Below are 21,861 nucleotides of genomic sequence, written 5' to 3' on the forward strand. Positions count from 1 at the left end.
CCGTACGGCCGATTGGATGGAAGGTGGTTGTGGTGCTACTGTGTTTCATGTCGCCCAGTCTAACACGTTCGGACCGAGCAACGGTCCTCGACAGGGCCGTGTCGGCCTCGCGGCCGACCCTCACCCAATCCCGCCCGACCGTCCTGCGGACGCTCTCAATACCCATATGAAACATACTACCGCACAACAGAATTAAAAACCATTGCCACACAACCGATTCCCTACGGGAATCTACGACTAGCGCGACCGTTCATTGCAGCTGCAACCAAAAAGGCCGGCAGATTTGCCCCGTCACGACAGCGGATCGCCGGTTTGCTATCGTCTACCGCGCGTGCTCTGACAGTTGCCACACCCAACGGGAGAACGCTCTCACAGGATGAGGGAGGGGGAGCCCCCGAAATGCACCCCTCCCTCACCCTTCCTGTTCGCCTCTGAGAGCCTGGAACCCCGCCGTGGCGGGGTAGCCGAGTTGGGCGCTCACCTACCCCGCCACGGTGGCACTCAGCAGGCGACTAGACCCGGTCCCAATCGCTGATCGATGTCGAGGTCAGCGAGAATGCGCCCTCGTTCAGCTTCTCCCGCACGGCGTCGTCGTCGATGCGCTGCTCCAGGCAATAGCTGTCCTGCTCGTTGCGGGGGACATCAGAGGCCAGCACTGACACCTGCACCGTCACGTCGACGGTGACCTCGAGGTCGTCCGCGCGGCCCTGCCAGCCGAATTGATCGCAGAACTGCTCGAATTGGCTGCACAGGTCGTTGTCGTCGGCCCACTCGCACGCCGCCTCGTTGCGCGCCCGGTCCTCACTCGCCAGCGTCGACGCCTCCTCACGGGCGGTGTCCCGGTCCAGCTCGGCGCGTCGCAGCTCAGCTCGTAGACGTTCGTTCTCGGCCTCGATCCGCCGAACGTCGTCGGCGCACACCCACGCCCCCGCCCAGGTGGCCGGTTTCGGCAGATTCAACACACCCTCACCGATCGCGGGCCACACCTGCTCGGCAGCGTGCCCGTTGTGTCCGTGGCTGACTTCCATTGTCGTCATGCGACTTTCCCTTCCATCTCCCCGGCAGACCGTGTGTCTCGTCCGGGTAAGTCGTTTCCTCGTGCGGTGGTGTCGATGATCGGCAGTCCGGGGTGCCAGTGCCCGCACGGCGGCAGTGCCGCGTCTCCCTGGTAGGCCTCGGCGGGGCCGTCGAAACAGCAGTGCCCCGAGTGCGGAACTGTGCCCACCCGCCAGCACACACACGCCGCCGTCGGCGCGGCCATCACCGCACCTCGGCGGGAGCCTCGACGCCACCGAGATCGGCGATCGCGGCGGCGACGTCGGGAGCCTCGACCTCGTGAGCGAACCACGCCGCCAGGCGTGCGACCTGCTCTGCAGACAGCGACACGGTGTCACCGGCGGCGGTCGACGACGCGAACACGACCGGCCCCCAGATCACCGGCTGACCGTCCAGAATCGCGTTGAGCACCGATGCCCAGGCGTTGACCGGCTGGGTGTACGCGGCCTCATCCCCGACCCACATGTCGATGCCCTCCGGGAGCCGCACCACATCGACGTACCCGCCGACCCCGGCCTGCAACATGCTCAGCGTGTCGCCTCCCTCGGCGGACACTCGCGAGACCGCGCCCTCGGTATCGATCCGCACACCCGACACAACAGCAGTCCTAGCCATGACGGCCCCTCTCGGTTTGAAGTCCGGCAGACCGTGTGTCTCGTCCGGAACTAACCCACACACTAACGGCACCCACCGACAACAATCCAGCACCGCCACAAAGCAATACACCGGGCCGACCTCATACCGGGGTCGGCCCGGTATGAGGTCGTTGCCCTGCCGGTACAACCGGGCGCCGGCACCCCGATCGGTGGGTGCCGACGCCCCGCTGGAGCCGGTCTAGGCGGCCGCGGCCGCGGCCGCGGTCTCGGCGTCGGGCAGCCGGACCGGCATCAGCAGATGCCGCACCCCGCCGGAACTCGATGGTCATCGGCCGGCGCGTCGGCGCGGTCGGTGACCACGTCAACTCGACGTCGCCCGGCGCGCACGCCAGCAGGGATGCCAGGTACTCCGGGTTGTACCCGGCGACCATCCCGACCGCCCGCTCGTCGACGTCATGGGCGGGAACCTCGAAGGTCGTCGACACCTGCCCGGTCTCGAGGTCGCCGGCCTCCACCCGAGCGCTATCGGCCGCCATCGTGACCCGCACCGAGAACACCGACAATTTCTTGAGCCGGCGCGCGAGATCCGCCGCAGCGATCCGCGCCCGCATCCGATCGTCCCCGGCGGCCGGGAGCAGATTGCGCCACCGCGGGAACTGGGCATCAATCAACCGAACCACCACGTCACTGTCGGGGCCGCTGATCCGAGCATGCCCGCCGTCGGCGTAGACGCTCACCGACCCGTCGCGCTTGGCCACCCGTGCCGCGGTCGCCGCGAGGACCTTCACCGGCACCAGCAGCGGCGCGTCCAGCTCTGCGGGGGCGGCCGTGGCCAACTCCGTTGCCGCCAGGCGGAACCGGTCGGTCGTCGCCAGCGACACCACCCCGGCGTCGTCGGCGTCGAGGTACACACCGGTCAGCATCGGCAGCGTCGCGTCGTCACCGGCCGCCGGCGCCACCGCGGCCACCGCGGTGGCGAACACACCGGTATCGGTCACCATCGCAGCGGTCCCGCCGACCGTGGGCATCACCGGCACAGCATCAGGCTTGGCGAACACCGCCACCGACGACCGCCCGTCGGGGCCGGCCACCACCAACCGGTCCCCGTCGCGCTCGAGCTCCACCACCCCGCGCCCCGCGGCTTTGACCGCGGCGGCGAGTTCGGGGAAGTCGACCGTGGTCGCCGCCAGATCACCAGTCACCTGGGCGCGCACCACCACCCCGGCGTCGTAGTTGTAGTGGGTCAGCGTGCCCACCCCGCCGAGCACGGCGATCGTCACCGTCCGCAACGGCGCCAACACACCACGACGCGCCGACAACCCGGTCACCCGCTTCACATAGGCCAGATCCCCGGCCAACAAACGTCCATCCCACTGCGCAACAGTCATGACACTGTCCTCTCGAATCAGTCCGGCAGACCGTGTGTCTCGTCCGGAACTAACCCACACACTAACCACACCCACCGACAACTTTCTATCTGTCACACAACGCAATACACCGGGCCGACCTCATACCGGGGTCCGCCCGGTACCGCACTTCTCGACCTGCGATTTTGGGGGAGGCGACAGACTGTCACCTCCCCCAAAATCGGGGCCAAAGTCCGCGCTAGCCGATCGGCGGCCACCCGGCAGGGACCTGAGCGCGTAGCGCCGAATCGATCGCCGCGCGAACGTCACCGCGATCAGCCCAATACTCGCCATCGAGGTACCGGAAGATCCGCCGTGGGCAGTTGCCGACAACCTCGAACATCACATCGTTGACCGCATCCAGATCGTTGTCGGCACCCAGATAGCAGCGCTCCCCGTCGGCCAGCGCGAGTGTTTCGATCGCCGAACAGTCGGTGATGTCGACATGGATCGCTACCCACCCGTTGGCGCACATCACCTCATACAAGGTGCGCAGCGCCGCCAACTCGGTATGGCGCTCAACAAGATTGCGCACCGTCAGATGCGACGACAGCGCCGCGAGACGCCCACCTGCAACGCCTCCGCCAGCGCAGAACCGAGCGCCGGCCGGCGATTTGTGCCCCACCCGGAGCGTTCGCGGCGACGTGCGGGAGTCCACCCGCGCCCGCTCCCCCGGCTCGCTGAACACCACCGGGCACACCGCCTGCTGCTGTTCGATGGTCACTGCGACTCACCCCCCAACACGAGCACCTGATAACCGAGCGCATCGGCGAGCATCACCATCAGTTCCTCACCCGACGGCAACGGCTGCTCGGCCATCCGATTGGTGACCGTGTCGCACACCGGCTCATCCTCACAACGACATTCGGAGTTCGACGGGTAGGTGTCGTGGGTCGAATCCAACGCGCACCCGTCGATGGTCAGCGGGTCGATCACCCACCGATCCTCTGACGGGTGGCGCATCAGGTACACCGACACCGCTTCCTCGATGTAGTGCGCGCCCGGATCATCACCGTCGCGGCGCGAGTACTTCGCATCAGCCACGACGCACCCCCTCAGCAGCGTCACGCACCCGTTTCAGATAGTCGACCTCGTCCATCTCCAAGGACGTCAGCAGCCCGGTGTCGCACATCTCCGACGCCGCACTGATCTGCCCGGCCAACCGCCGATGATCGGCTAGCGCCTCATTCAACCGCAGCCAGGCCATGTCCTGGCCGTCTGCGCTGCCGGTGGCCTCCTCGTCGACCGATCGCCAGAACTCGGTAGCGCCGTCGGCCCAGTCAGTGAACGTCGGCACCGACGACGGCGCGACATCGACGAGGTAGGCCGCCACCCACTCGATGGTCTCGCTGGTCCAGTCACCCTGCGCACCGAGGGTGACCATCATGCCCGCGCAGGCGAGCTGCGCGGCCCGTGCCGGGATCTGATCAGCGATCTCGCCCACCGTCACCGTTGGCGGGGCCTCAGGGTCGATGATCACCGCCAGGCTGCTCCGCGCCTCCGTGGGGGCCTCGGGGAACGCCTGCGCGTCGCGCTCACACACAACGACATCACCACCCCGACTGCCTTCCTCGATGTTGTGGCCGGTAGCGACGTCTTGGGCACGGTCAGCGTCGGCGGCGCGCACCCGGTAGCGGGTGGTGGTCGTCTCGGTGACTTCCACCGTGAACACCGGCGAGATATCGGGGGCGCTCATGCGGCGGCCTCGCCGTCGGTGTCGTCGGTGCTGGCCGGGCCGGTGCTGGCATAGACACACGTGACGGGTTCACCGTGGTGTTGTCCGCAGCACCCGGTGACCTCCAGGACCCGGTCCGCGCGACTCGTGTGGCGGCGCGCATAGGTTTCGGCCTCATCCAGCGCATCGGCGCTGATCGCCTCGTAATGGGTGCGCATGTCGGTGACGCCGTCGACCTCGGGCAGCCCGGCGGCGTCCCACATCCGCGCGTACAGCCCGAACCCGTCATGGCTCAACGGTGCGCGCAAGCTCGCTTCCCGCAGTCCCAGACACACTTCCACCGCCGTGCCCGGGCGGGTGTCCTGCTCTTGGCCGACCCGGTCAAGCAGCTCCCGGGCATAGGCCCGGTACACCGGTTCCACACTCAACCGCTCCAGCAGCTCGACCGGCGGCCGGATCAGCGAGAACGAATGGAACAGCGCATCCGCGCGAGCGGGCCAGCGCCGCTGCGCCGCCGCGATCTCATCCTCGGCCCACTCGATCGAGGCGAACACATCCGCCAACGAATCACGAACCTCTGCGAACAACTCGGCAACATCCATCGCCACAACACCCCTTCGGGAATCGCCCGGCAGACCGTGTGTCTCGTCCGGAACTAACCCACACACTAACCACACCCACCGACAGTTTTCTAGCTGTCGCACAACGCAATACACCGGGCGAACCTCATACCGGGGTCCGCCCGGTACGACCAAGGCGCCGGCCCCCGAATGGGGTGCCGGCGCCCGGGTCTCGAATGGCTGTCGGCCCTAGCGGTCAGGCGGTCAGGGCGGCCGCCGCGTCGACCTCGACCGGGACGCCGAGTAGGGCGAGCATGTCGGCGCTGGTCTCGAGCATCGGCCACAGCGCGCTCGGGTGGGCGCCTGCCCGCAGCACTTCATCGAGCAGCCGCGCGAGTGCCCAATCCGGATCCGCGGCGAGTGCCTGATCCAGTGCGATGCCGCTCATCGCGCCCTCACCGGCGAGGTAGTACAGGTGCGCGAGCATCGTCGCCGCGCTGGCCCGTACGGTGCCGGTGCTGTGGCGGGCGATGTGCTGCCACAGATTCGCCGCGGTGTGACGGTGGGCGGTAGTACCGGCCAACGCCAGCAACGCGTCCCGAATGTCGAGGTCACACAACGCGCGCCCGACCGCCGCCGCCGTCGCACAGTCCACCGGGCCATCCAGCGCGCCCATCACCGTGGCGACCGCCGCGACCGGATCGGTCTCGGTGTGACCGTGGGCGTCGAACTCGTAGCCACCGCAAGCGCATCCGTCTGGGGTGAGGTCGGCGCCGACCCGGTCGCGGCTGGCGGCCACCGTGCGGCCCTGCTCGACCGCGGCACGGGTGGCCGTCGGCGAGGTGAACGGATCACCGAGCACCTGGTCCGAGTCGCCGTCGCGGGCCTCCTCACCCCAGAGTGTGCGCCACCGCTGGCCCTCGGTCATCGTCTCGACCACATAGCCCGCGTGCAGCCCGCCGCACCCGGCGAGGATGTCGTGCATCCGGTGCGCGAACTCCCGATGCCGGGCATCGCCGCGGCGCAGCCGGTCATCCACGATCACCGCCGCCACCGTGGTCACGCCATAGGTGGCGATGATCGCCGCCAGGTCCCGCAGCGTCGCATACATCTGTTCGTGTGCGGTGCCATCGGCGAGCCGCGCGAAGTCGTGACGCATCGTCGCCACCACACGCTCACCGCCGTCGGTGAACGCCACGATCACCAGCGAGCGGTGCGGCACGAAACCCAGCAGACCAGGCACCGCCGTCAGCATCGATGCCACCGACATCGGCACTCGACTCGACATGCACTCACCCATCGAAATCACTCCCTCGAATCAGTCCGGCAGACCGTGTGTCTCGTCCGGAACTAACCCACACACTAACCGCTGCCACCGACAACAAACCAGCACCGCCACAACGCAATACACCGGCCCGACCTCATACCGGGGTCGGACCGGTGTACAAGAGCAACGACTTTGGCAGACTGGGGCGATGACGCATCCACCCGAGACCGCTCCCGGCCCTCAGCCTGACGGCGGAAGCCGCACGGCCGCGATAGTGGCGCCAGTCGTTGTGTATCAGAATCCGGACTTTGTATCGGGACTGCTCCAGGCCATCCTCGGTGCCGGCCTACTTGAATCGGCCGAGACCGAAGACCAGCAGAACTACTCACAGTCGCAGAATCAAGGGAACACAACCGGAGCTAACGCGTCCGGAAAGGCTGGGTTCCTCGGTTTCGGCAGCGCTGATGCCGGCGCCAACCTGCAACGAGTTCGTGAAGCCGTGCAGGCCGACCAGACAAACCGGGCGCAGCGTCTCAAATACGTCTTCTCTCAAGCTTATTACTTGAACTATCTGCGGTATCTACTCTCCGAGAACAACATCATCACGCCCGTCGACACTCTTGAGTCCGCGCACGACCTCAAGCCCGGCGACATTGTCGAGTTCTCCAGCACTTTCCGGGCCAACGAGATCAACGCCGTCCTTGACATCGCGACCCCCGAGCTGGTCTCGACCGTCACCAAGTACGTCATGCTTCGTACCACTAACCGAGAGCTGCGCGACATCAACGATGTCGACGGCATCATCAGGCACCGCCAGGTCGGGGAGCTGAACGCAGCGGACTCCGCTGAGCTAGCCGCAGCGGTCGCCACCGCACTACGCCAGGACTTTCGTTCCGAACACACCCGTGAGTTCTACGGACTGATCGCAACCGGCGTTGAAGGGTCAGGCATCGATGAGTCAGACGATACTGACAGCAGTGAAGCTGACGTCCCGGAAGGCGAGGATCGGGGGTTGACCGCGGTGACTGTATGCGAGACTGCGCATTTCACCACCGCGGACCCAGATCGGTTACTCGACGGTCAATTCACGGTCCTGGGCAAAGTCGTGTCTCCTCTCCAACAGGACGTCGGAGTGCTCGAGCGCAACAAACTGCTCGATCGGATCGACCCCGACCTCGTGGCCACCGTCTTCGACAACCTCGCCGTCCTCTCCCAGCAGGCACCGGCACAGAGCCTCACCGAGGGTTTCGATGGCAGCGGGATTGATCTCGAGTTCTCCGCGTATGTGCCGGGAAGCTCATTTGCAGTACTGCCCATCGCGATCTACGCCTAGTCGCCCAACCTGGTGTGAGACCAAGCCTGGTCGAGCTACGCCCGAATGCAATTCCTCATACCTATCGATAGTCGGTCAGCCGAGGCAGCGCGTCGACGAGCCTGTGATAGATGTCGGGCCAGCCGCCGGCCAGGCGGGTGATATGGCCGTTGTCCAGGCGTGAGGGGTCGATCATGGCGTTGACGCGGGCGGTGTGGGTGTCGGCGCCGAGGGCTTCCAGTTTGGCGTACAGCGGGTTAGGGGGGATGTCGCGAGCTGCGGCGTACGTCCACACCTGTTCCGTGCTCCAGTTCCAGATCGGCCCGAAGCTGGTCGTGCCGTCGCCGCGGCGCACCGTACCGCGAGGTATGGCGCCCTCGTGGCGGGCGGCTTGGGTGCGGTAGAGGTGGCGTCGGCCTGCGGACTCGGCGGCGCGTACACCCCACAGGTTGGCTGGCCCGAACACCGCATGCGCCCGAGCGGCCGGCGTTTCGATCATCGCCTGGCGCATGTCCACCTCGAGGCGCCAGGACGCATCGGTCGGGTCGAAGTCGCCCGCCGCGACGAGCAGGGTGAGTAGGTCGGGTTCGGTGGGAACCACGTGCAGGTTCAGATCCCATACGTCGGTGAGATCGCGCAGGTAGGTGCGGGTTTCGGGGAAGTCCAGGCCGCAGTCGTAGAACACCACCGGCACTTGTGGGTCGACACGCCGCGCGAGGTCGACGACGACGGTGCTGTCTTTGCCGCCGGACCAGGCCACCCACATGCCGCTGTGGTGGTCGCGGTAGTCGGCGATCTGGGTGAGCACAGCAGTGGGATCGAGGCCCCGGCCGCGCACCGCTCGCAGCGCGGTGAGGTCCAGGCCCGGGTCGGGTCCGTCAGCGGCGGCCACGCAGGGTTACTCCTACCGCTTGCGGCGGGACGTCGTGGTGGTGGTGCGTGGCGCTTCGGGGGTTTCGTTGTCGGCGTTGGGGTCACCGGGCTCGATCGAGCGGAAGTTGGTGACGCCGAAGCGGATGTCGTCGTGCACGATCAGTACATCGTTCCACCGGCCGCGACTGGGCGGCTCGCCCTTCTTCTTGCGCGGGGGCACTGGTGGGAGGTCTTTGGGTCGTCGGGTCGCAGACATCGGTTAGGACTCCTTGGTGTCTCGGGCTGCGGCACGCGCGGCGGCCTCAGCTCTGCGGTCACGAAACAACCGCCGGCCGGTGACCGGCGGCTGATAGTCGGGGTCGCGCGGGGTGTCGCGCAGCTGCACCACCAGAGTGGAATCATGCCCGCCGGGGCGGGCGTAGTCGGCGTACTCGTCGATGCCGGCCACCCGCATCCCCAGTCCGCGGGGCAGCAGGTGGCTGGTGTCGTCGACGCTGTCCGAGCGGCCCAGATACATCCCCCGGGAGGTCTCGATCTCCAAGATCACCGTCGCCGCACCCGACCCCCGACGTTGCGCGGCTACCGCAGCAGCTTCGTGCAGGGTGTGGGTGGTCATCGTGTACTGGTCAAACGAGATCCGCGCCCCGGGCTGCAACGTCTCGGGCACGTCACGTCGGCGGGTCACCGCGGTGTCGGTAGGCAGCTCGGCGACCGCGTACACCACATGCCCACGCCCGCTGTCTCGTTCGTAGCTCTGGATCAACCTGTCCAGGCGCTGCACCGAGCGGCGATCACGGTCGGAGAGCTGTTGGGCGTTGCCGGTAGCCTCACGCAGCGAGCTGTTGAGGTGGCGCCACCGATCCGGATCACCGATCGCCCATTGCATCTCGTTGATCTGGCTCCGCGGCGCCGCTTCGTGGACGCGTCGTTTGAGCGCTGAGCGGTCTTTGCGTTGCCGAGACGACAGCCCGGTGCGGAATTCGCCGCGATCAGGCAGCTGCCGGCGTTTGCGGTCATCGTCAACCGTCGAGGTGTCACGCGGGTATGCGCGGTCGCGGTCCCGTGCGGCGCGGTGACCGGAGGTGTCGTCCTCGAGGACCCGGTCCGACAGGTCAGCGCCGATTCGGGACTGTTCCATCGCGTCGTAGAACTTCTCGGCCACCACGCCCGCAGCTTTGAACCGGGCAGCATCAACCGGCCCGGCCTCGAGGTCGATGACCCCGTGCCCGGTGTAGGCCGTGCGTGTGGAACTCACGTGTTCAGCCTGGCAGAAACACCAGCCGCGCGCCGTCAACGCCGGCCGCGGCGCGTGCCGCGCACACCTGGTGGGTGGTCAGGGGCAGGTCGGCGTGCGCCGGCCAGTGTGTCTCCATCTGCTCCTCGGTCGCGCACACCCACACGATCGGGTCCTCGACGTCGATGCCGGCGGCGATCTCCTCGACGTGTGCGCGGGCCCGCGTGGTGATCTCCCGCAATTCCGCGACCACCCCTGCCGGCACCGCCCCGGTCCCGGCGATCCACGTCTGGACGCGTTTTCGGCCCACATCAAACCACTTCTGGATCTGGTTGAACCCCATCCCGCACGCCGCGGCCACACACACCAGCCACGCCGCATGGTCGGCGGCCTCGTCGAGGTCGCGGCGGATCACTCGCGCACTGGGCACGGCCATCGCCGCCCGGCCAGCGCACACCCGGTACACACCCTCCATCGCGATGCGCCCCGCAGTGGCGGCGAATACGTCGGCAGCGTCCTTGAACACCTCGATCTCGCCCGAGACTGTGGCTGTCTCGATCAGCCGCACCGTTTCCGTGGCCGCGACCGCGGTCACCTCGTCGAGCAGCTCGACGAGGCCGTCAGGGATCGGTGCGCGTCGTTCCTCGGCGGCCGCGATCGCCCCGGCATCCAGCCCGAGGATCTGCTCGACTTCGTACTCGAGCAACCCCACCGCCAACCGCGCACACCGCACCGCGGCGGCATCAACCTCATTGATAGTCATCAGCATCATCTTCGCTCACCCTCGATAGTCATGGGCAGACCGACTGTCTCGTCCCAAGCAAGCCCCATCATAGCCGCGCCCGGCCCGATTCCCCAGCACGTTTCCTGCCGGGGGACTAGGCCCACCGAACGTCCGAGCCGAGCTTGTCCCAGTGATCGTTGAGAGCTTGCGGATTCGCCGTGGTGTCGTGAGAAATCGCGAACTCGTGCGGCGAAAACCGCATCAAGTGCCACACCATGTGGGACTGGTGCACGGTTAGGTGACATCTGATCTGGCTTGCCCCGGGAGGGCGGCCTGGAAGGATGACTACTGTGCCTAAGCCTTATCCGAAAGAGTTCCGTGATGATGTGGTCCGGGTTGCCCGGGATCGTGAGAGCGGTGTGACGCTCGCGCAGATCGCGAAGGACTTCGGGATCCATGAGATGACGTTGCAGAAGTGGATGCGACGCGCCGACATCGATGACGGCAACAAGCCTGGGATGACGTCGGGGCAGTCGGCGGAGTTGCGGGAGGCCAACAAGCGAATCCGGTTGTTGGAGCAGGAGAATGAGGTCCTGCGCCGGGCCGCGGCGTATCTGTCGCAGGCGAACCTGCCGGGAAAAGGTTCTACCCGCTCGTGAAGGAGCTCGCCGCCGACGGAATCCCCGTCGCGGTGACGTGCCGGGTACTCAAGCTCGCCAGACAGCCCTACTACCGGTGGCTCAAGGAGGCGGTCACCACCGCCGATCGGGTCGCGGCCGCGCGGGCGAACGCCCTGTTCGATGCGCACTGCGAGGACCCGGAGTTCGGGTACCGGTTCCTCGCCGACGAAGCCGAACACGCTGGTCAGGCGATGAGCGCGAGGACGGCGTGGCGGATCTGCTGCGCCAACGGCTGGTGGTCGAGCTTCGGTAAGAAACGTGGGAAGAACGGTAAGAAGCCGGGGCCGCCGGTGCACGATGACCTGGTTGAACGCGACTTCACCGCCGACTCCCCGAACCAATTGTGGTTGACCGATATCACCGAGCACTGGACCGACGAAGGCAAGCTCTACCTCTGCGCGATCAAGGATGCCTGCTCGGGGCGGATCGTCGGCTACAGCATCGATGACCGCATGCAATCCCGTCTCGCCGTTGCTGCGCTCAACCATGCGGTCGCCCGCCGAGACGGCGATGTTGCTGGTTGTATTGTCCACTCGGACAGGGGTTCTCAGTTCCGGTCGCGGAAGTTCGTGTCCGCACTCAATCGGCACGGCCTGGTCGGATCGATGGGCCGCGTCGGCGCCGCCGGCGACAATGCAGCGATGGAATCGTTCTTCGCGCTGCTGCAACGCAACGTCCTCGACCGGCAGCGGTGGGCCACCCGCGAGCAGCTGCGGATCGCGATCGTCACCTGGATCGAACGGACCTACCACCGCCGACGCCGTCAGGTCCGCCTCGGCCGGTTGACGCCCGTCGAATACGAGACGATCATCAACACAGCCGCCTCAGCGGCATGACACCGACACTGTCACCCGATCGTGCAGCAGTCCCTGTTGGCCACCTGCTGATACTCCTCCTCGGTGTCGCAGTCAAAGGAGATCGTCACCGTCCGCTTGTGTTTCGGCATGCACGCGACGCTACAGCCTGGCGACACTGCAACGGGTTCAAAACCCGTCCAGTGTCAGTTCGACTGCGACCGGGCGCACTACGCGAGACCAGACTGGTGCCCTGGGCGAGTTCCACGTCCACGATTCCGGCGATGCCCGCCGGGCCTACCTCGATCACACCCCGTTCAGTGACGAATTCCTCACCAGCGGTCATCACCTGGAATGGTTGGGCACAGTCACCAGACGAGCCTGTCAATCTTTGCTCAGCCGAGAGGCAAAGCACTCCTCGCAGATAGACATTCCCTCATCGCCGGTGTCAGTGACCACGTTGCACATATCGCAGTGGTCCAGGTCGTGCACTGCGCCTGTCCAGCCACAGTCAAAACACGCCCAGTAGGCCAGTGGTTGGGTATCGCAGCCGCCGTCGAACAACGATTCCAGGCTCGGGCGGCGTTGCTTCACCCCCTCCACCAAGGCCGGCGACGAGCATCGTGGGCAGTCCCACACCGGACCTCCCGGCCCGGCAGATTCGTTGTAGGACCCACCCAGCACGGCCTCCTCGTACTCCTGGGCCGCAGACGATCCGTCCTGCGGATTCCACAGGCAGTAGCCGCAATACACCGACTGCGACTGCTCGAAGAGCATCAGCGCTGGTTGCTCGCAGCGCGGACAGTCCACACACACGTCGGCGCCGTCGAGAGTCTCATCGATTGTTCCCATCCGGTCACTCACCAGCTCCTGGATATACCGCAGTTCGGAGGTGAGTTGTTCGATGACCTCCTCGACGAGTTCCTCTATGTCGCCGTTGGCTTTGCCCCGAAATTCGTTGTCGAGGAACCATAGTGCGAAGTTCAGTGCGTGTCCGTAGACGGTGGCGACGCCGATCGAAGCGTCGTCTGTGGGCACGGTGAAGTGGACTACGCGGTTACGTAGCTGTCCGATCTTCTCGATCCGTTTGTCGTGACCGAGCGTTTTCAGTGTGAGCCCGGCGATGCCGTCGAGCCGTATGACCGACTGCTCCGGGGACACCGTTTTCGCCAGCCCGGCCTCAAACTGGGCCACGCTTGTCTTATCAGGCTGCGCGCAGATCAAACTCCAGTGCTCCCGTACCAGGCGAGCTTTAAGCAGCACCTCGATCGCAACGGCCAAGTCGACGATGGCGAACAGCGGGCCACGGTCGTCTGATCCGCGCATACTGGTCACCGACCGGACAAGGAACGCCAGGCCGTGCTCGGTGAGATCGCGTTCGATGCTCGCGCTATCCATCAGCTACTCGGAACCGTCAGTCGGTTGCAGGTCGGTCCAGTCTGCCCATTCGCCAGGCGCGTAGCTGACAAGCACTTCGCCGAGGTAAATCACCTCGAGGGTGCCGTCGATGTCCTCGGCGCGAATCCTGGCGCCCGCCTCGGTGTAGAGGTACCGGGTGCCGGTGATGTGGTGGACCTCGCCGTTGTGGAGCCGCACACGAATAGCCCCTGTGCGGGACAACATTCCCTCGGTGAAGTAGGGCCGGTGGCATTCCATGACATCGGTGGCCAGAGGTCCCTGGGCGGCGAAGTACTTATCGGTCATGACGACACCAACCTAGCCCTTTCGCAGCGGATATGTTCCCACCACCACGATGCCGTCGGCGCCTGGCATCGGTCTGCACCTGCCCCTCATCGGGACGTCCTCTATCAGCCACGACTTGCTCGCCCCGGCGACTTCCGCGGTGTCGATCTGCGCCACCTCATCCGATCGGGCCGGGATCGGTCTCAGGGCGCGGGTAGGTAGGCAGCGGTTGCGTGGCGGCTTGGGTGGGAGTACGGGGCGCGGACCGCGATGCGGGAACGCCCACCGTGGACGATGTCAGGTCGGTCGGCGACGCAGGGTGACGGCACGCTGCGGCCCAGGACGCCGGGGGCGTGTTCGTGGCCGGCCGACCACACGTCATCACCCGGGACGGGTTCGACGGTCCATGACCTGACGCGGCCTTCGCCGCTGGTGCGGTACTTGCCGATCTCGGTGACCTCGGCGAGCAGCTCGGCGATCTTCTCGGGGTCGCCGACGGCCCGCCAGGTCGCCGTCGCAGTGACGGTCGCGACGGCGGGGATCAGGCGTTTGCGGTAGTGCCCGCGCGTATCGGAGACCGTGGAGGGTACCGAGGGTGAGAGGCGTTGCAGATCAGCGTGATCGGTGCGACTTGATCGCATACGTGTCTCGGGTTGAGTGGTGGCCGGCGTCGTGTGGGCGAAGGTGCACATCCAGTGCCACGGCTCCCCCAGCTCGCAGCGCGCCAGGGGAAGCTCCATGTCCTCCGGCACCGCGAGGGGGTCGTAGGTGAGGACCTCACCGCGCGTGGCGGCGGTGGCTTTGCGGCGGTGCCAGAGCACCGAGGCCAGCAGGCCGTCGAGGCTGATACCCCACGGGGTGCCGAAGCACACTCCGTGCGGCAGGTCGGCGGTCACTCGTAGCGGCACCATTCCGGTGGCGGTCATGTGCTCGGGTGCCGGCCGCGGGCAGGGAGCCGGTCAGTGAGGTGCAGAACGACTCGCAGGGCGACGATCGCCAGGATCGCTATCCCGCACCCGAAGATCACGACGTCCCACACTGACCAGTCCCCGAAGAGGGCGGGCATGAGGACTGCGATGAGCGCCAGCACAGCGCTGAGAGCGTCGCCGACATCCACGGCGCTGCGATCGATCCGAAGCCAGGTCCACACCCCACCCAGGATGCCAATGCCGGGACGGGTCAGGCGAGCGCAGCCGAAGGGTGATCGGTTCGTGTCGTCGAGTACATGGCCGCAGCGACGGCGAACCCGCCGGCCAGCGCCACCACCAGCGGCAGGCCCAGTCCCGCGATCGGGATGAGCGCACCGAGGACCACGAGCGCGGCGATCGTGTTAGTGGTGGCGCGCAGGCGGGCTTGTCTGAGGGCCGCCAGGGCTGCGAGAGACGCGGCCGCGACCGCAAGGCCGACCGGGATCAGCCACCGTCCGTAGGCGGCGCTCATGTCGAAGAGACCGCACAGGGTGATCACTGCCCCAACGAGTAGAGCGAGCGCACCGGCGGCCAGCGAGACGATCATGGCCAGGGTGAAACGGTCCTCCGGTGGTCCCAGATCTTCGCGCCGCCACAAGACCCCGATGACGACACCGATGACGGTCAGCGCCACGATCAGAGCGATCCCGGGGAACACGTATCCGATTCCGTCGGGGCACACCCACACCTGCTGCCCGTCGATGGTGTTCGACTCGCAGCCCAGGTGCAGCACAGATTCCGACACATGTATCAGCGGCCACGCGAGGGCGACGGCCAGCGGCATCGCGATCGCGACACTGACCAGAACAATTCCGATCAGCGTCGCGATCGCGCGCCCCACGCCTGAATCCCTCACCCAGTCAACCCTACGAGGTAGCAATCGCACGGACGATGTTGTCTCCCATCGAACTATCACCACTGGGCGCGCAACATATCTGCGGTGCTTGCATTTTCAAGCAAATCTGAGCGACCCAGAATCCTAAGATTGGTACGCACGTTCAGACCCAACGCCGTAGCCTCGGAGACTGGTGACCGATTTGTGGGGTTCCAGGGGGAAGGATGGGAGATCGCTTGCTATGAGGGACGGAACACTGCGGACGTCTTCCACCGACCTGCCTGGACCGTCGCCCAATCATGGGCCGGGGGTCCTTAAGCCGTTCGGAACACGTCTCGATGGCGAGTTGATACGTCGTTTGAAGCTGCACTCAGCGCTAACGGGACGACCGGTCCAGAGCCTCGTGGATCAAGCCATAAGGCAACTGCTCGCCAGCACGCGCCAGCAGAACGGTCCGACGTAAGTCGTGAACCGCGTTCCGATTTTCGCCGCTTTCATCGTTTTCGGGGCTTTCGTCGGGGATGTATTCCTGAGGGTGTAGACATGAAGCGTGGCGACATATAGTGACTACGCGTGGATCACTGAAGAGGCTTGGATTCAGGACGCGTACTGCCTCACTTTAATCAGTGCGCTCCAGCCCAACGAGGTTTTGGCGAGTCTGCACGCTGGCCGCTCTCGTCTTGTCGCAATGGGCGCTGACGATGCTCTGCTTGAAGGCGACGAGCTGGCTGCGGAGCAGCACCTGTCGGTGACTGATCACCAAGTCGTTGCCGTCGCAGACGCGGGGAACGGCTGGACGCTCATGATCCAGAGCAATGGCTACATCGGAACCACAGATTCTGTTATGGCCCCCCTAATCGCTGGCCACGAGGTCGTCACGCATTCGCAGAATGTCAATGGCGACAACTATTTCGTGTGGTGGCGCGACGGTAAGAGGCAGGTCCTTTTCAGTCCATCCAATCCGGCCTGGGAGTTGGAGGGCGCAGGATCTGCACACCAAGGATCGGCAGGCGCAGTAGCTCGCATCATCGAGTTGATACACGACGTCGGCGGTATCGAGCTCCAAGTCCCGCCCGAAGAACGCACCGAACACAAGCACATCGAGGGTGCATTCGCTCTCGCTGAGCAGCTCACGGGGGTCGCAGTCACGCCGCGTCTGCTCGCCACCTCAAGCTTCACCGTTGCCGTCGTACCGATCAACCCAGCTACTGCGGGACACGACCCAGCAACTGACGAGCCTCCCCACGCCATCGTCGACGAAGTCCCCACCTGGGAGCAGGTCGTGAAGCTACATGCCTCTTCGCATAAGTTGCCACTCCACGGGACGTTAATCGAGTCTGACCATGACATTGGAGAGACGAGATCAGTTGAGTTCTGGCGCAAACACAAACGTGCCTGGCGAATAGCTGACGAGGCGGGTGTACGCCGCATCGTGGGACGGCGCGGCGAGAACTGGTTCCGGGTTGACGGGGAGCTGACCGACGAGCCTGGCGATCGGTACACCGAAGGCCTGCACCCAATGCTCTTGCTGGAGATCTTCGACAACTGGACCTTCGGCCGCCACACCGCCCCGACCGTCCCATGGGTGAAAGGAACCCCGGCGACCGTCGCGGGCAGGCCCGCATGGGAGTTCTCCGTCAAGGACGAGCACCGCAATCCCAGCACGATTGCTTTTGATGCCGCCACCGGGGTAGCAGTCCGGTGGGCGCGAAACAGTGCAACCTATGAGCTGACATCGTTGGAGGTGGGCATCAATCTGCCCGACAGCCTCTTTGAAGGCCCCTAGTCCTAGCAAGGACCACCGATGACGGTCTCCGCCGATGGTTGGCGGACGGCGCTCAACGAACCCGAGCCTCTCACGTGGCGCTAGCTCGCTACGTGAGAGGCTCGGGGCCAGGGTGGAAACCTGGTTCTGCTTAGCCTCGATCCACCGATGAGCCTTCGGCGGGTGGCGTCGGCGTGATGGGCGCGGCGTGATCGGCTGCGGGCAGGGGTGAGTTCCGGGCGTCTCATCCCGGTTGTCCACTTCGTTCTCGGTCGTGCCGCTGGTGGCGGCGGTGGTCAGCTGGCCGCGGCCGGTGGTGGTGGTGCGTGCGTCGCGGTGAAGAGTCGGTCGAACGCGGTCTGCCAGGGCCAGGCGTCCGGCAGGTGCAGGATGATGCGGCGCGCCGTCCGTGCCAGTCGTGCCGGCACTGAGATGAGGGTGCGGCGAATCGTCGCGGTCGTTGCCCGGGCGAGCCGCCCGCCTCGGTCGGCGGTGAGTCCAGCGGCGCGAGTGAGGTTGAATGCGATCACGGCGAGGACGAGCCATGCGCTGTTCGCGGTGAACACTCCCGAGGGCAGGTGAGCGAGCGGGCCCGCCTTCAGGTCGGCGTGAACTTGCTCGATGATCGCGTGCCCGCGGTGGGTCTTGTCCGCCGCGACGGTTCCCATTGTCTGCTTGTCGGTGGTGGTGAAGAACGCGTGGTGCCGGTAGCTGTCGAACAAGGTCGGCTGCTCGACCTGCTTGGGGTTCAGGTCTGGGATCCGTCGGACCACCAGTCGTCCTTCAACCCGTTCGGCGATCTTCCGGGAACGGAACGCGACGAAGGGCACCTCGGCGACCTCGGCCTTCGAGATCCACCGGCCCGTGACCTCGTCACGGATCGCGTTCGGGTACTCGATCGTCTCCCACCCGTCCTCGGGGATCGTCGCGATCGCCGTCTTCACCGCGGGGTCCATCCGAACGGTGATGGACACGTCCGCGCCGGCCTTGATCGCGGTGCCGATGGTGGCGTGGCCGTAGAACGCGGAGTCCGCCCGCAGCAACGGCCGAACACTGCTGCCCAGGTCCATGCGGCGAAGCGTGGCGAGGGTGTCGGCGACGATCCTGGCCGCGCCTTTCGGGGAACCGGTCTTCCCCTGCCGCAACCGCTGGGCGAGGATCACCGGCGCTGAGGTCGTCGTCGACGCTGTCGCGACGAGGGCGTTGAGGCCGCGGACGCCGGAGTACCCGAACGACGCTCCCTGCTTCTGGTACCCGTGGACCTCGATGATCGTGTCGTCCACGTCGACCATCACCCGCTCACCGTCCCGGATCTGCAGCAGCGGCGCGGCCGATGCGAGGTTCACCAGCGTCCGTGAGGCGACGGCATCGAGCTGGCGGACGTGCCCGAACCGGAACTCCCGCAGGAACGAGCCCAGCGTCGACGGTGCATACGTCCGATCGAACAACCGGCCCATCCCGCCATGACGCAGCAGATTCATGTCGTCGATCGAGTCCGCGCCAGCGAGCATCCCCGCGACCAGCGCCATCACCTTGCCGCCGGCGTTCGCACCCTTGTCCGTCGGGACGCTCAATCGCGACTGCGCGAGCTCATCAAGCCCCGCAGAACGGGCAAGACGGAGCATCGGGACCAGCCCCGCGACCGACACGAGATTCGGATCATCGAACACAGCCGACACGGCAACGGGAGCATGCTTGAATTGCACCTACGAGATGCCTCTCAGACTCGGGAAATAGGACCTTAGCGCTGGCGGGCGGCGGCGCGAGCGGCCCGGATCGCGTTCACAGCCCGCTCGGGATCGGCGGCCAGGGTGGCGATCAGGCGTGAGACCGTCGGATCGGAGGCCACCAGACCGAACACGTCGGGACGACCGCGGACCATGCTGATGTCGGCCAGGCAGTCACCGCCGACGATCAGGCTCGTGGCCAAATCGAGGAGGATCTTCGCTGGATCGTGGGTCGCGAGGGGTTTGCGCCACGGCGCGAGCGCGGTCCGTAGCGCGTCGGTGAGGCCGGAGAGTTCGGCGGTACGGGTGGCCAGGACGGTGCCGCCGTGGGTGATGATGCCGCCGCCGTCGGCGGTGGCCTGAATCTGCGGGTAAAATACGGTAGAGTTCTTCACCAGAAAGGTGCTCCTTGCCCTGCTTGTGATTGTCGTTTCGCAACAACAATTATTGCAGCTCAGAGCACCTTTCTTCATGAAAACGGCAGGTCAGGCGAACCTCGATCTTTCTTGAGTTCCGCGTGCCGGCCTGAGGGTCTTCGGATTGGATGTGGAGACCGTGGATCCGGTGGGTATCCACGGTCGACTGCCCGACACGGTCGGGTGACGCCGAGGTCCACGGCCCCGGAAATCGTGTCCTTTCGTCTCGATGAAACTGGTACATGCAGGTCACGCAGGCGCAGGTAGCGCTGCGAGCCGGTTCAGGCCGGCCACGAGAAGATCGACATCCGGAGCTGTCGCAGCCAGTCGCAGACGAACACGGCGGGCATGCCGGGCGATCCTCCCCGCGATCGACAGCAACCGCAGCCGCAGCCGTTTCGGTTCCCACCGCCGCGCCGGAACCTCGGTCAACGCGAGCATCTGCGTCCACGCGAGCAGCTCGCATGCGAGTTGCACGAGCGCCAGCCAGATCCGGTTTTGATCGAAACCGTGCAACGGAAGATTCTGCAGACCGGTGACTTTCGCTGCTCGGATCCTTGATCGCGGCACGCACTTAGCCTCGATCCACCGACGTCGGGCATGACGGAGACGCGCCTGTTGGCGTTGCTCCTCAAGCTGCCGCGCGGTGTCCGCGGCAAGTAACCGGATTGAACTGAGGTGTCTGCTGCGCGGATGGTGACGGCGGAATCGAGGCGGACGACGTCGGCTGGAGCCTGCGCGGTAGGGACGCGGTGGACGCGACTGGGGTGACCGACAATTCTCGATACCGACCTGTCCCTATCCGCCGGACTGGTGTGAGACAGCCGAAGCGGTGACAGTCCTCGTGGCCTACTGCCGCTGAATCCGAGCTACTCGCGGGCAGCGGTATGCGACTGAGTCGAAATGACGTGGGCGACGGGCCAAGTCTTGCTGAGGTCAGTCAGGACGAGGTCGGCTCGGAAGCCTTCGGTCAGCGCGCCACGGTCGCAGAGACCGACACAGGCGGCCGGGCCTGAGGTGATCAGTCGAACGGCGTGTGGGAGTGAGAGGACGCCGTCGCGCACAAGTCGCACTGCGGCTGGGAGCATAGAGGAGGGAAGGTAGTCACTGGCCAGGGAGTCGGCCACACCGGCGACGACGAGCTCGGCTGCCGAGACGTTCCCGGTGTGGGAGCCGCCACGGACGACGTTCGGGGCGCCAGCAACGACGAGCATGCCTCGGTCGCGGGCGGCACGGGCGGCGTCCAGGGTCGTTGGGAACTCCGCCACGGTGCAGCCGCGGTCGGCGGCAGCCGCGACGTCTTCCGGGGTGGCCAGGTCGTGGCCGAAGAGCCGGATGTGTCCGGCTCGGGCCAGGTCGCCCAGCCACGTGAGGGCGCGGTCTCGCACGGTGAGACGTTCGGCGCGGGTGCGACGCCACCGATCGACGTGGTCGACCGCAGCGGCCTCGGTCATACCCTCGTTGGTGATCAGCCACCGCTGCATGGTCGTGGGGTCGGCGAACTGCCCCTGCCCCGGTGTGTGGTCCTCGTGCGAGACGATCGGCACCCGTGCGCGTTGGGAATCATCCGGTGTGGTGATGCTCCGAAGCCTTTCAGAATCCGCGGAGTCGTCGAGTGCGGCCAGCTCCGTTGCGAGCAGCGTCCGGCCGTACTCGCAGCGGGCGTCCAACCGGTGCAAGACCTGGTGGTCGACCTGGGTGTCGTCGGCATGACGCAGCGAATCGGACAATTCTGCGGCAGCGGGGGAACCGATCGTCGTTCCCACGATGGAGTGCTCCTGGAATGCAAGGCCGTGGAAGGCGGTCGTGATTCCTGCCGCGCGTAGACGGCCGCCCGCCGACGTCAGTGCGAAGGCAGGGTCTAGGACGACGCCCGGTCGCGGCCGGGTCTCCCGCGCGAGGATGTCGGTGTGGACGTCGACCAGGCCCGGCAGCAAGTGGGCGCCGTGGGCGTCCAGGGTGCAGCCGGCACCCGGCGGGTGTGGGCCCACCTCGGCGATCCGACCCTCGCGCACCACCACTCTTGCGTTGTCCTCCACCCGATCGGGTAGCACCGCTGTGACGTGGCCGATCACGAAATCTGTCGGCGGCCAGCACGAGTTTCCGAAGGTCATGACGACACATTCTGACAGGGCCCTATGGCCGTCGCATGAACGCGGAAGTCATCGGTCGTTCACCGGCATCGGATGGTCGGACGGGGTTCACTCACCGTTCTCTCAACCCTAATCGTCCGTTCGTAAGTCCTCTATAGGTTTCGGGGTGTTCGACCAAGTCCTATAGAGGGGTTTTC

At 66.0% G+C, this 21,861-nt stretch carries 22 protein-coding genes and 2 pseudogenes; 3 read left to right on the forward strand and 21 right to left on the reverse strand.

Going from position 1 to position 21,861, the window contains the following annotated elements; translation table 11 throughout:
- Positions 1-512 precede the first annotated feature (512 nt).
- From BJF87_RS11630 to BJF87_RS11665, 8 genes are all read right to left on the reverse strand, one after another.
- Positions 513-1,037, reverse strand: coding sequence for a hypothetical protein (locus tag BJF87_RS11630; protein ID WP_139319477.1), 525 nt, complete (start codon positions 1,035-1,037; stop codon positions 513-515).
- Positions 1,038-1,260: 223 nt separating this feature from the next.
- Complete coding sequence (locus BJF87_RS11635) at positions 1,261-1,671, reverse strand: DUF3846 domain-containing protein (RefSeq protein WP_084813187.1); 411 nt, start codon at positions 1,669-1,671, stop codon at positions 1,261-1,263.
- Between the two features lie 121 nt (positions 1,672-1,792).
- Positions 1,793-3,040 carry a hypothetical protein gene (locus tag BJF87_RS11640; protein WP_084813188.1) on the reverse strand — a complete coding sequence of 416 codons (1,248 nt, stop codon included), beginning with the start codon at positions 3,038-3,040 and terminating at the stop codon, positions 1,793-1,795.
- A 217-nt stretch (positions 3,041-3,257) separates the two neighbouring features.
- Positions 3,258-3,782 (reverse strand): hypothetical protein, encoded by a 525-nt coding sequence (locus BJF87_RS11645; RefSeq protein WP_075863192.1) that lies wholly within the window; start codon positions 3,780-3,782, stop codon positions 3,258-3,260.
- A complete protein-coding gene (locus BJF87_RS11650) occupies positions 3,779-4,102 on the reverse strand; it encodes a hypothetical protein (protein ID WP_139319478.1) in 324 nt (107 codons plus the stop codon). The genes BJF87_RS11645 and BJF87_RS11650 overlap by 4 nt, the downstream gene beginning before the upstream one ends.
- A complete protein-coding gene (locus tag BJF87_RS11655; RefSeq protein ID WP_075863194.1) occupies positions 4,095-4,754 on the reverse strand; it encodes a hypothetical protein in 660 nt (219 codons plus the stop codon). The genes BJF87_RS11650 and BJF87_RS11655 overlap by 8 nt, the downstream gene beginning before the upstream one ends.
- Positions 4,751-5,335 (reverse strand): hypothetical protein, encoded by a 585-nt coding sequence (locus tag BJF87_RS11660; RefSeq protein WP_075863195.1) that lies wholly within the window; start codon positions 5,333-5,335, stop codon positions 4,751-4,753. The genes BJF87_RS11655 and BJF87_RS11660 overlap by 4 nt, the downstream gene beginning before the upstream one ends.
- Before the next feature lie 214 nt (positions 5,336-5,549).
- On the reverse strand, positions 5,550-6,581 hold the full coding sequence (locus tag BJF87_RS11665) for a DUF4192 domain-containing protein (RefSeq protein ID WP_158037504.1): 1,032 nt from the start codon (positions 6,579-6,581) through the stop codon (positions 5,550-5,552).
- Positions 6,582-6,768: 187 nt separating this feature from the next.
- Here BJF87_RS11665 and BJF87_RS11670 point away from each other — a divergent pair, with 187 nt between their 5' ends.
- Positions 6,769-7,893 carry a hypothetical protein gene (locus BJF87_RS11670; protein ID WP_139319479.1) on the forward strand — a complete coding sequence of 375 codons (1,125 nt, stop codon included), beginning with the start codon at positions 6,769-6,771 and terminating at the stop codon, positions 7,891-7,893.
- Between the two features lie 61 nt (positions 7,894-7,954).
- Here the strand turns inward: BJF87_RS11670 and BJF87_RS11675 are convergent, their stop codons facing one another.
- From BJF87_RS11675 to BJF87_RS11690, 4 genes are read right to left on the reverse strand one after another with little or no spacing between them, the layout of a single operon-like run.
- The gene (locus BJF87_RS11675; protein WP_075863198.1) at positions 7,955-8,764 is read right to left on the reverse strand and encodes a phosphoadenosine phosphosulfate reductase family protein; all 810 of its coding nucleotides are present in this window, start codon (positions 8,762-8,764) and stop codon (positions 7,955-7,957) included.
- Between the two features lie 12 nt (positions 8,765-8,776).
- Positions 8,777-9,001 (reverse strand): hypothetical protein, encoded by a 225-nt coding sequence (locus BJF87_RS11680; RefSeq protein ID WP_139319480.1) that lies wholly within the window; start codon positions 8,999-9,001, stop codon positions 8,777-8,779.
- 3 nt (positions 9,002-9,004) lie between these two features.
- Positions 9,005-10,000: a hypothetical protein gene (locus tag BJF87_RS11685; protein WP_075863200.1), complete on the reverse strand. Its 996-nt coding sequence runs from the start codon at positions 9,998-10,000 to the stop codon at positions 9,005-9,007.
- A gap of 4 nt (positions 10,001-10,004) precedes the next feature.
- Positions 10,005-10,742 carry a hypothetical protein gene (locus BJF87_RS11690; protein WP_139319481.1) on the reverse strand — a complete coding sequence of 246 codons (738 nt, stop codon included), beginning with the start codon at positions 10,740-10,742 and terminating at the stop codon, positions 10,005-10,007.
- A 311-nt stretch (positions 10,743-11,053) separates the two neighbouring features.
- On the opposite strand from BJF87_RS11690, the gene BJF87_RS11700 reads away from it, so the two are divergent.
- Positions 11,054-12,219 (forward strand): IS3 family transposase gene (locus tag BJF87_RS11700; protein WP_109860712.1). Its coding sequence is split into 2 segments (ribosomal slippage): positions 11,054-11,338 and positions 11,341-12,219, totalling 1,164 coding nucleotides; the frame shifts between segments, so codons are not numbered across the junction.
- A gap of 342 nt (positions 12,220-12,561) precedes the next feature.
- On the opposite strand, the gene BJF87_RS11705 is transcribed toward BJF87_RS11700, so the two are convergent.
- From BJF87_RS11705 to BJF87_RS11725, 5 genes are all read right to left on the reverse strand, one after another.
- Positions 12,562-13,575 carry a hypothetical protein gene (locus BJF87_RS11705; protein ID WP_075863202.1) on the reverse strand — a complete coding sequence of 338 codons (1,014 nt, stop codon included), beginning with the start codon at positions 13,573-13,575 and terminating at the stop codon, positions 12,562-12,564.
- A gap of 3 nt (positions 13,576-13,578) precedes the next feature.
- On the reverse strand, positions 13,579-13,881 hold the full coding sequence (locus BJF87_RS11710) for a hypothetical protein (protein ID WP_075863203.1): 303 nt from the start codon (positions 13,879-13,881) through the stop codon (positions 13,579-13,581).
- A 182-nt stretch (positions 13,882-14,063) separates the two neighbouring features.
- Positions 14,064-14,786 carry a hypothetical protein gene (locus BJF87_RS11715; RefSeq protein WP_075863204.1) on the reverse strand — a complete coding sequence of 241 codons (723 nt, stop codon included), beginning with the start codon at positions 14,784-14,786 and terminating at the stop codon, positions 14,064-14,066.
- On the reverse strand, positions 14,783-15,010 hold the full coding sequence (locus tag BJF87_RS11720; RefSeq protein WP_139319482.1) for a hypothetical protein: 228 nt from the start codon (positions 15,008-15,010) through the stop codon (positions 14,783-14,785). Before BJF87_RS11720 ends, BJF87_RS11715 begins: the two co-directional genes overlap by 4 nt.
- 29 nt (positions 15,011-15,039) lie before the next feature.
- Positions 15,040-15,684, reverse strand: a complete 645-nt coding sequence (locus BJF87_RS11725) for a hypothetical protein (RefSeq protein WP_139319483.1) — start codon at positions 15,682-15,684, stop codon at positions 15,040-15,042.
- A gap of 529 nt (positions 15,685-16,213) precedes the next feature.
- Between BJF87_RS11725 and BJF87_RS11730 the strand changes: the two genes are divergently transcribed.
- The gene (locus BJF87_RS11730; protein WP_075863207.1) at positions 16,214-17,449 is read left to right on the forward strand and encodes a DUF6461 domain-containing protein; all 1,236 of its coding nucleotides are present in this window, start codon (positions 16,214-16,216) and stop codon (positions 17,447-17,449) included.
- A gap of 275 nt (positions 17,450-17,724) precedes the next feature.
- On the opposite strand, the gene BJF87_RS11735 is transcribed toward BJF87_RS11730, so the two are convergent.
- The 4 genes and pseudogenes from BJF87_RS11735 to BJF87_RS11750 form a co-directional block, all read right to left on the reverse strand.
- Complete coding sequence (locus tag BJF87_RS11735; protein ID WP_075863208.1) at positions 17,725-19,134, reverse strand: IS1380 family transposase; 1,410 nt, start codon at positions 19,132-19,134, stop codon at positions 17,725-17,727.
- Positions 19,135-19,178: 44 nt separating this feature from the next.
- Positions 19,179-19,550 (reverse strand): annotated as a pseudogene (locus tag BJF87_RS11740) (transposase); the annotation flags it as partial.
- 270 nt (positions 19,551-19,820) lie between these two features.
- Positions 19,821-20,183, reverse strand: a pseudogene (locus tag BJF87_RS11745) (transposase); the annotation flags it as partial.
- A 257-nt stretch (positions 20,184-20,440) separates the two neighbouring features.
- Complete coding sequence (locus BJF87_RS11750; RefSeq protein WP_020171046.1) at positions 20,441-21,685, reverse strand: alpha-D-ribose 1-methylphosphonate 5-triphosphate diphosphatase; 1,245 nt, start codon at positions 21,683-21,685, stop codon at positions 20,441-20,443.
- Positions 21,686-21,861 lie beyond the last annotated feature (176 nt).

The organism is Gordonia sp. CNJ-863 (genome assembly GCF_001942325.1).
Lineage (GTDB): Bacteria > Actinomycetota > Actinomycetes > Mycobacteriales > Mycobacteriaceae > Gordonia > Gordonia alkanivorans.

Excerpts from the sequence above, each read along its gene's own strand:
- BJF87_RS11670 (WP_139319479.1), top strand. The coding sequence starts at position 6,769 with ATGACGCATCCACCCGAGACCGCTCCCGGCCCTCAGCCTGACGGCGGA.
- BJF87_RS11640 (WP_084813188.1), bottom strand. The coding sequence starts at position 3,040 with ATGACTGTTGCGCAGTGGGATGGACGTTTGTTGGCCGGGGATCTGGCC.
- BJF87_RS11690 (WP_139319481.1), bottom strand. The coding sequence starts at position 10,742 with ATGACTATCAATGAGGTTGATGCCGCCGCGGTGCGGTGTGCGCGGTTG.
- BJF87_RS11715 (WP_075863204.1), bottom strand. The coding sequence starts at position 14,786 with ATGACCGCCACCGGAATGGTGCCGCTACGAGTGACCGCCGACCTGCCG.
- BJF87_RS11750 (WP_020171046.1), bottom strand. The coding sequence starts at position 21,685 with ATGACCTTCGGAAACTCGTGCTGGCCGCCGACAGATTTCGTGATCGGC.
- BJF87_RS11710 (WP_075863203.1), bottom strand. The coding sequence starts at position 13,881 with ATGACCGATAAGTACTTCGCCGCCCAGGGACCTCTGGCCACCGATGTC.
- BJF87_RS11655 (WP_075863194.1), bottom strand. The coding sequence starts at position 4,754 with ATGAGCGCCCCCGATATCTCGCCGGTGTTCACGGTGGAAGTCACCGAG.
- BJF87_RS11705 (WP_075863202.1), bottom strand. The coding sequence starts at position 13,575 with ATGGATAGCGCGAGCATCGAACGCGATCTCACCGAGCACGGCCTGGCG.
- BJF87_RS11630 (WP_139319477.1), bottom strand. The coding sequence starts at position 1,037 with ATGACGACAATGGAAGTCAGCCACGGACACAACGGGCACGCTGCCGAG.
- BJF87_RS11665 (WP_158037504.1), bottom strand. The coding sequence starts at position 6,581 with ATGTCGAGTCGAGTGCCGATGTCGGTGGCATCGATGCTGACGGCGGTG.
- BJF87_RS11635 (WP_084813187.1), bottom strand. The coding sequence starts at position 1,671 with ATGGCTAGGACTGCTGTTGTGTCGGGTGTGCGGATCGATACCGAGGGC.
- BJF87_RS11660 (WP_075863195.1), bottom strand. The coding sequence starts at position 5,335 with ATGGATGTTGCCGAGTTGTTCGCAGAGGTTCGTGATTCGTTGGCGGAT.
- BJF87_RS11680 (WP_139319480.1), bottom strand. The coding sequence starts at position 9,001 with ATGTCTGCGACCCGACGACCCAAAGACCTCCCACCAGTGCCCCCGCGC.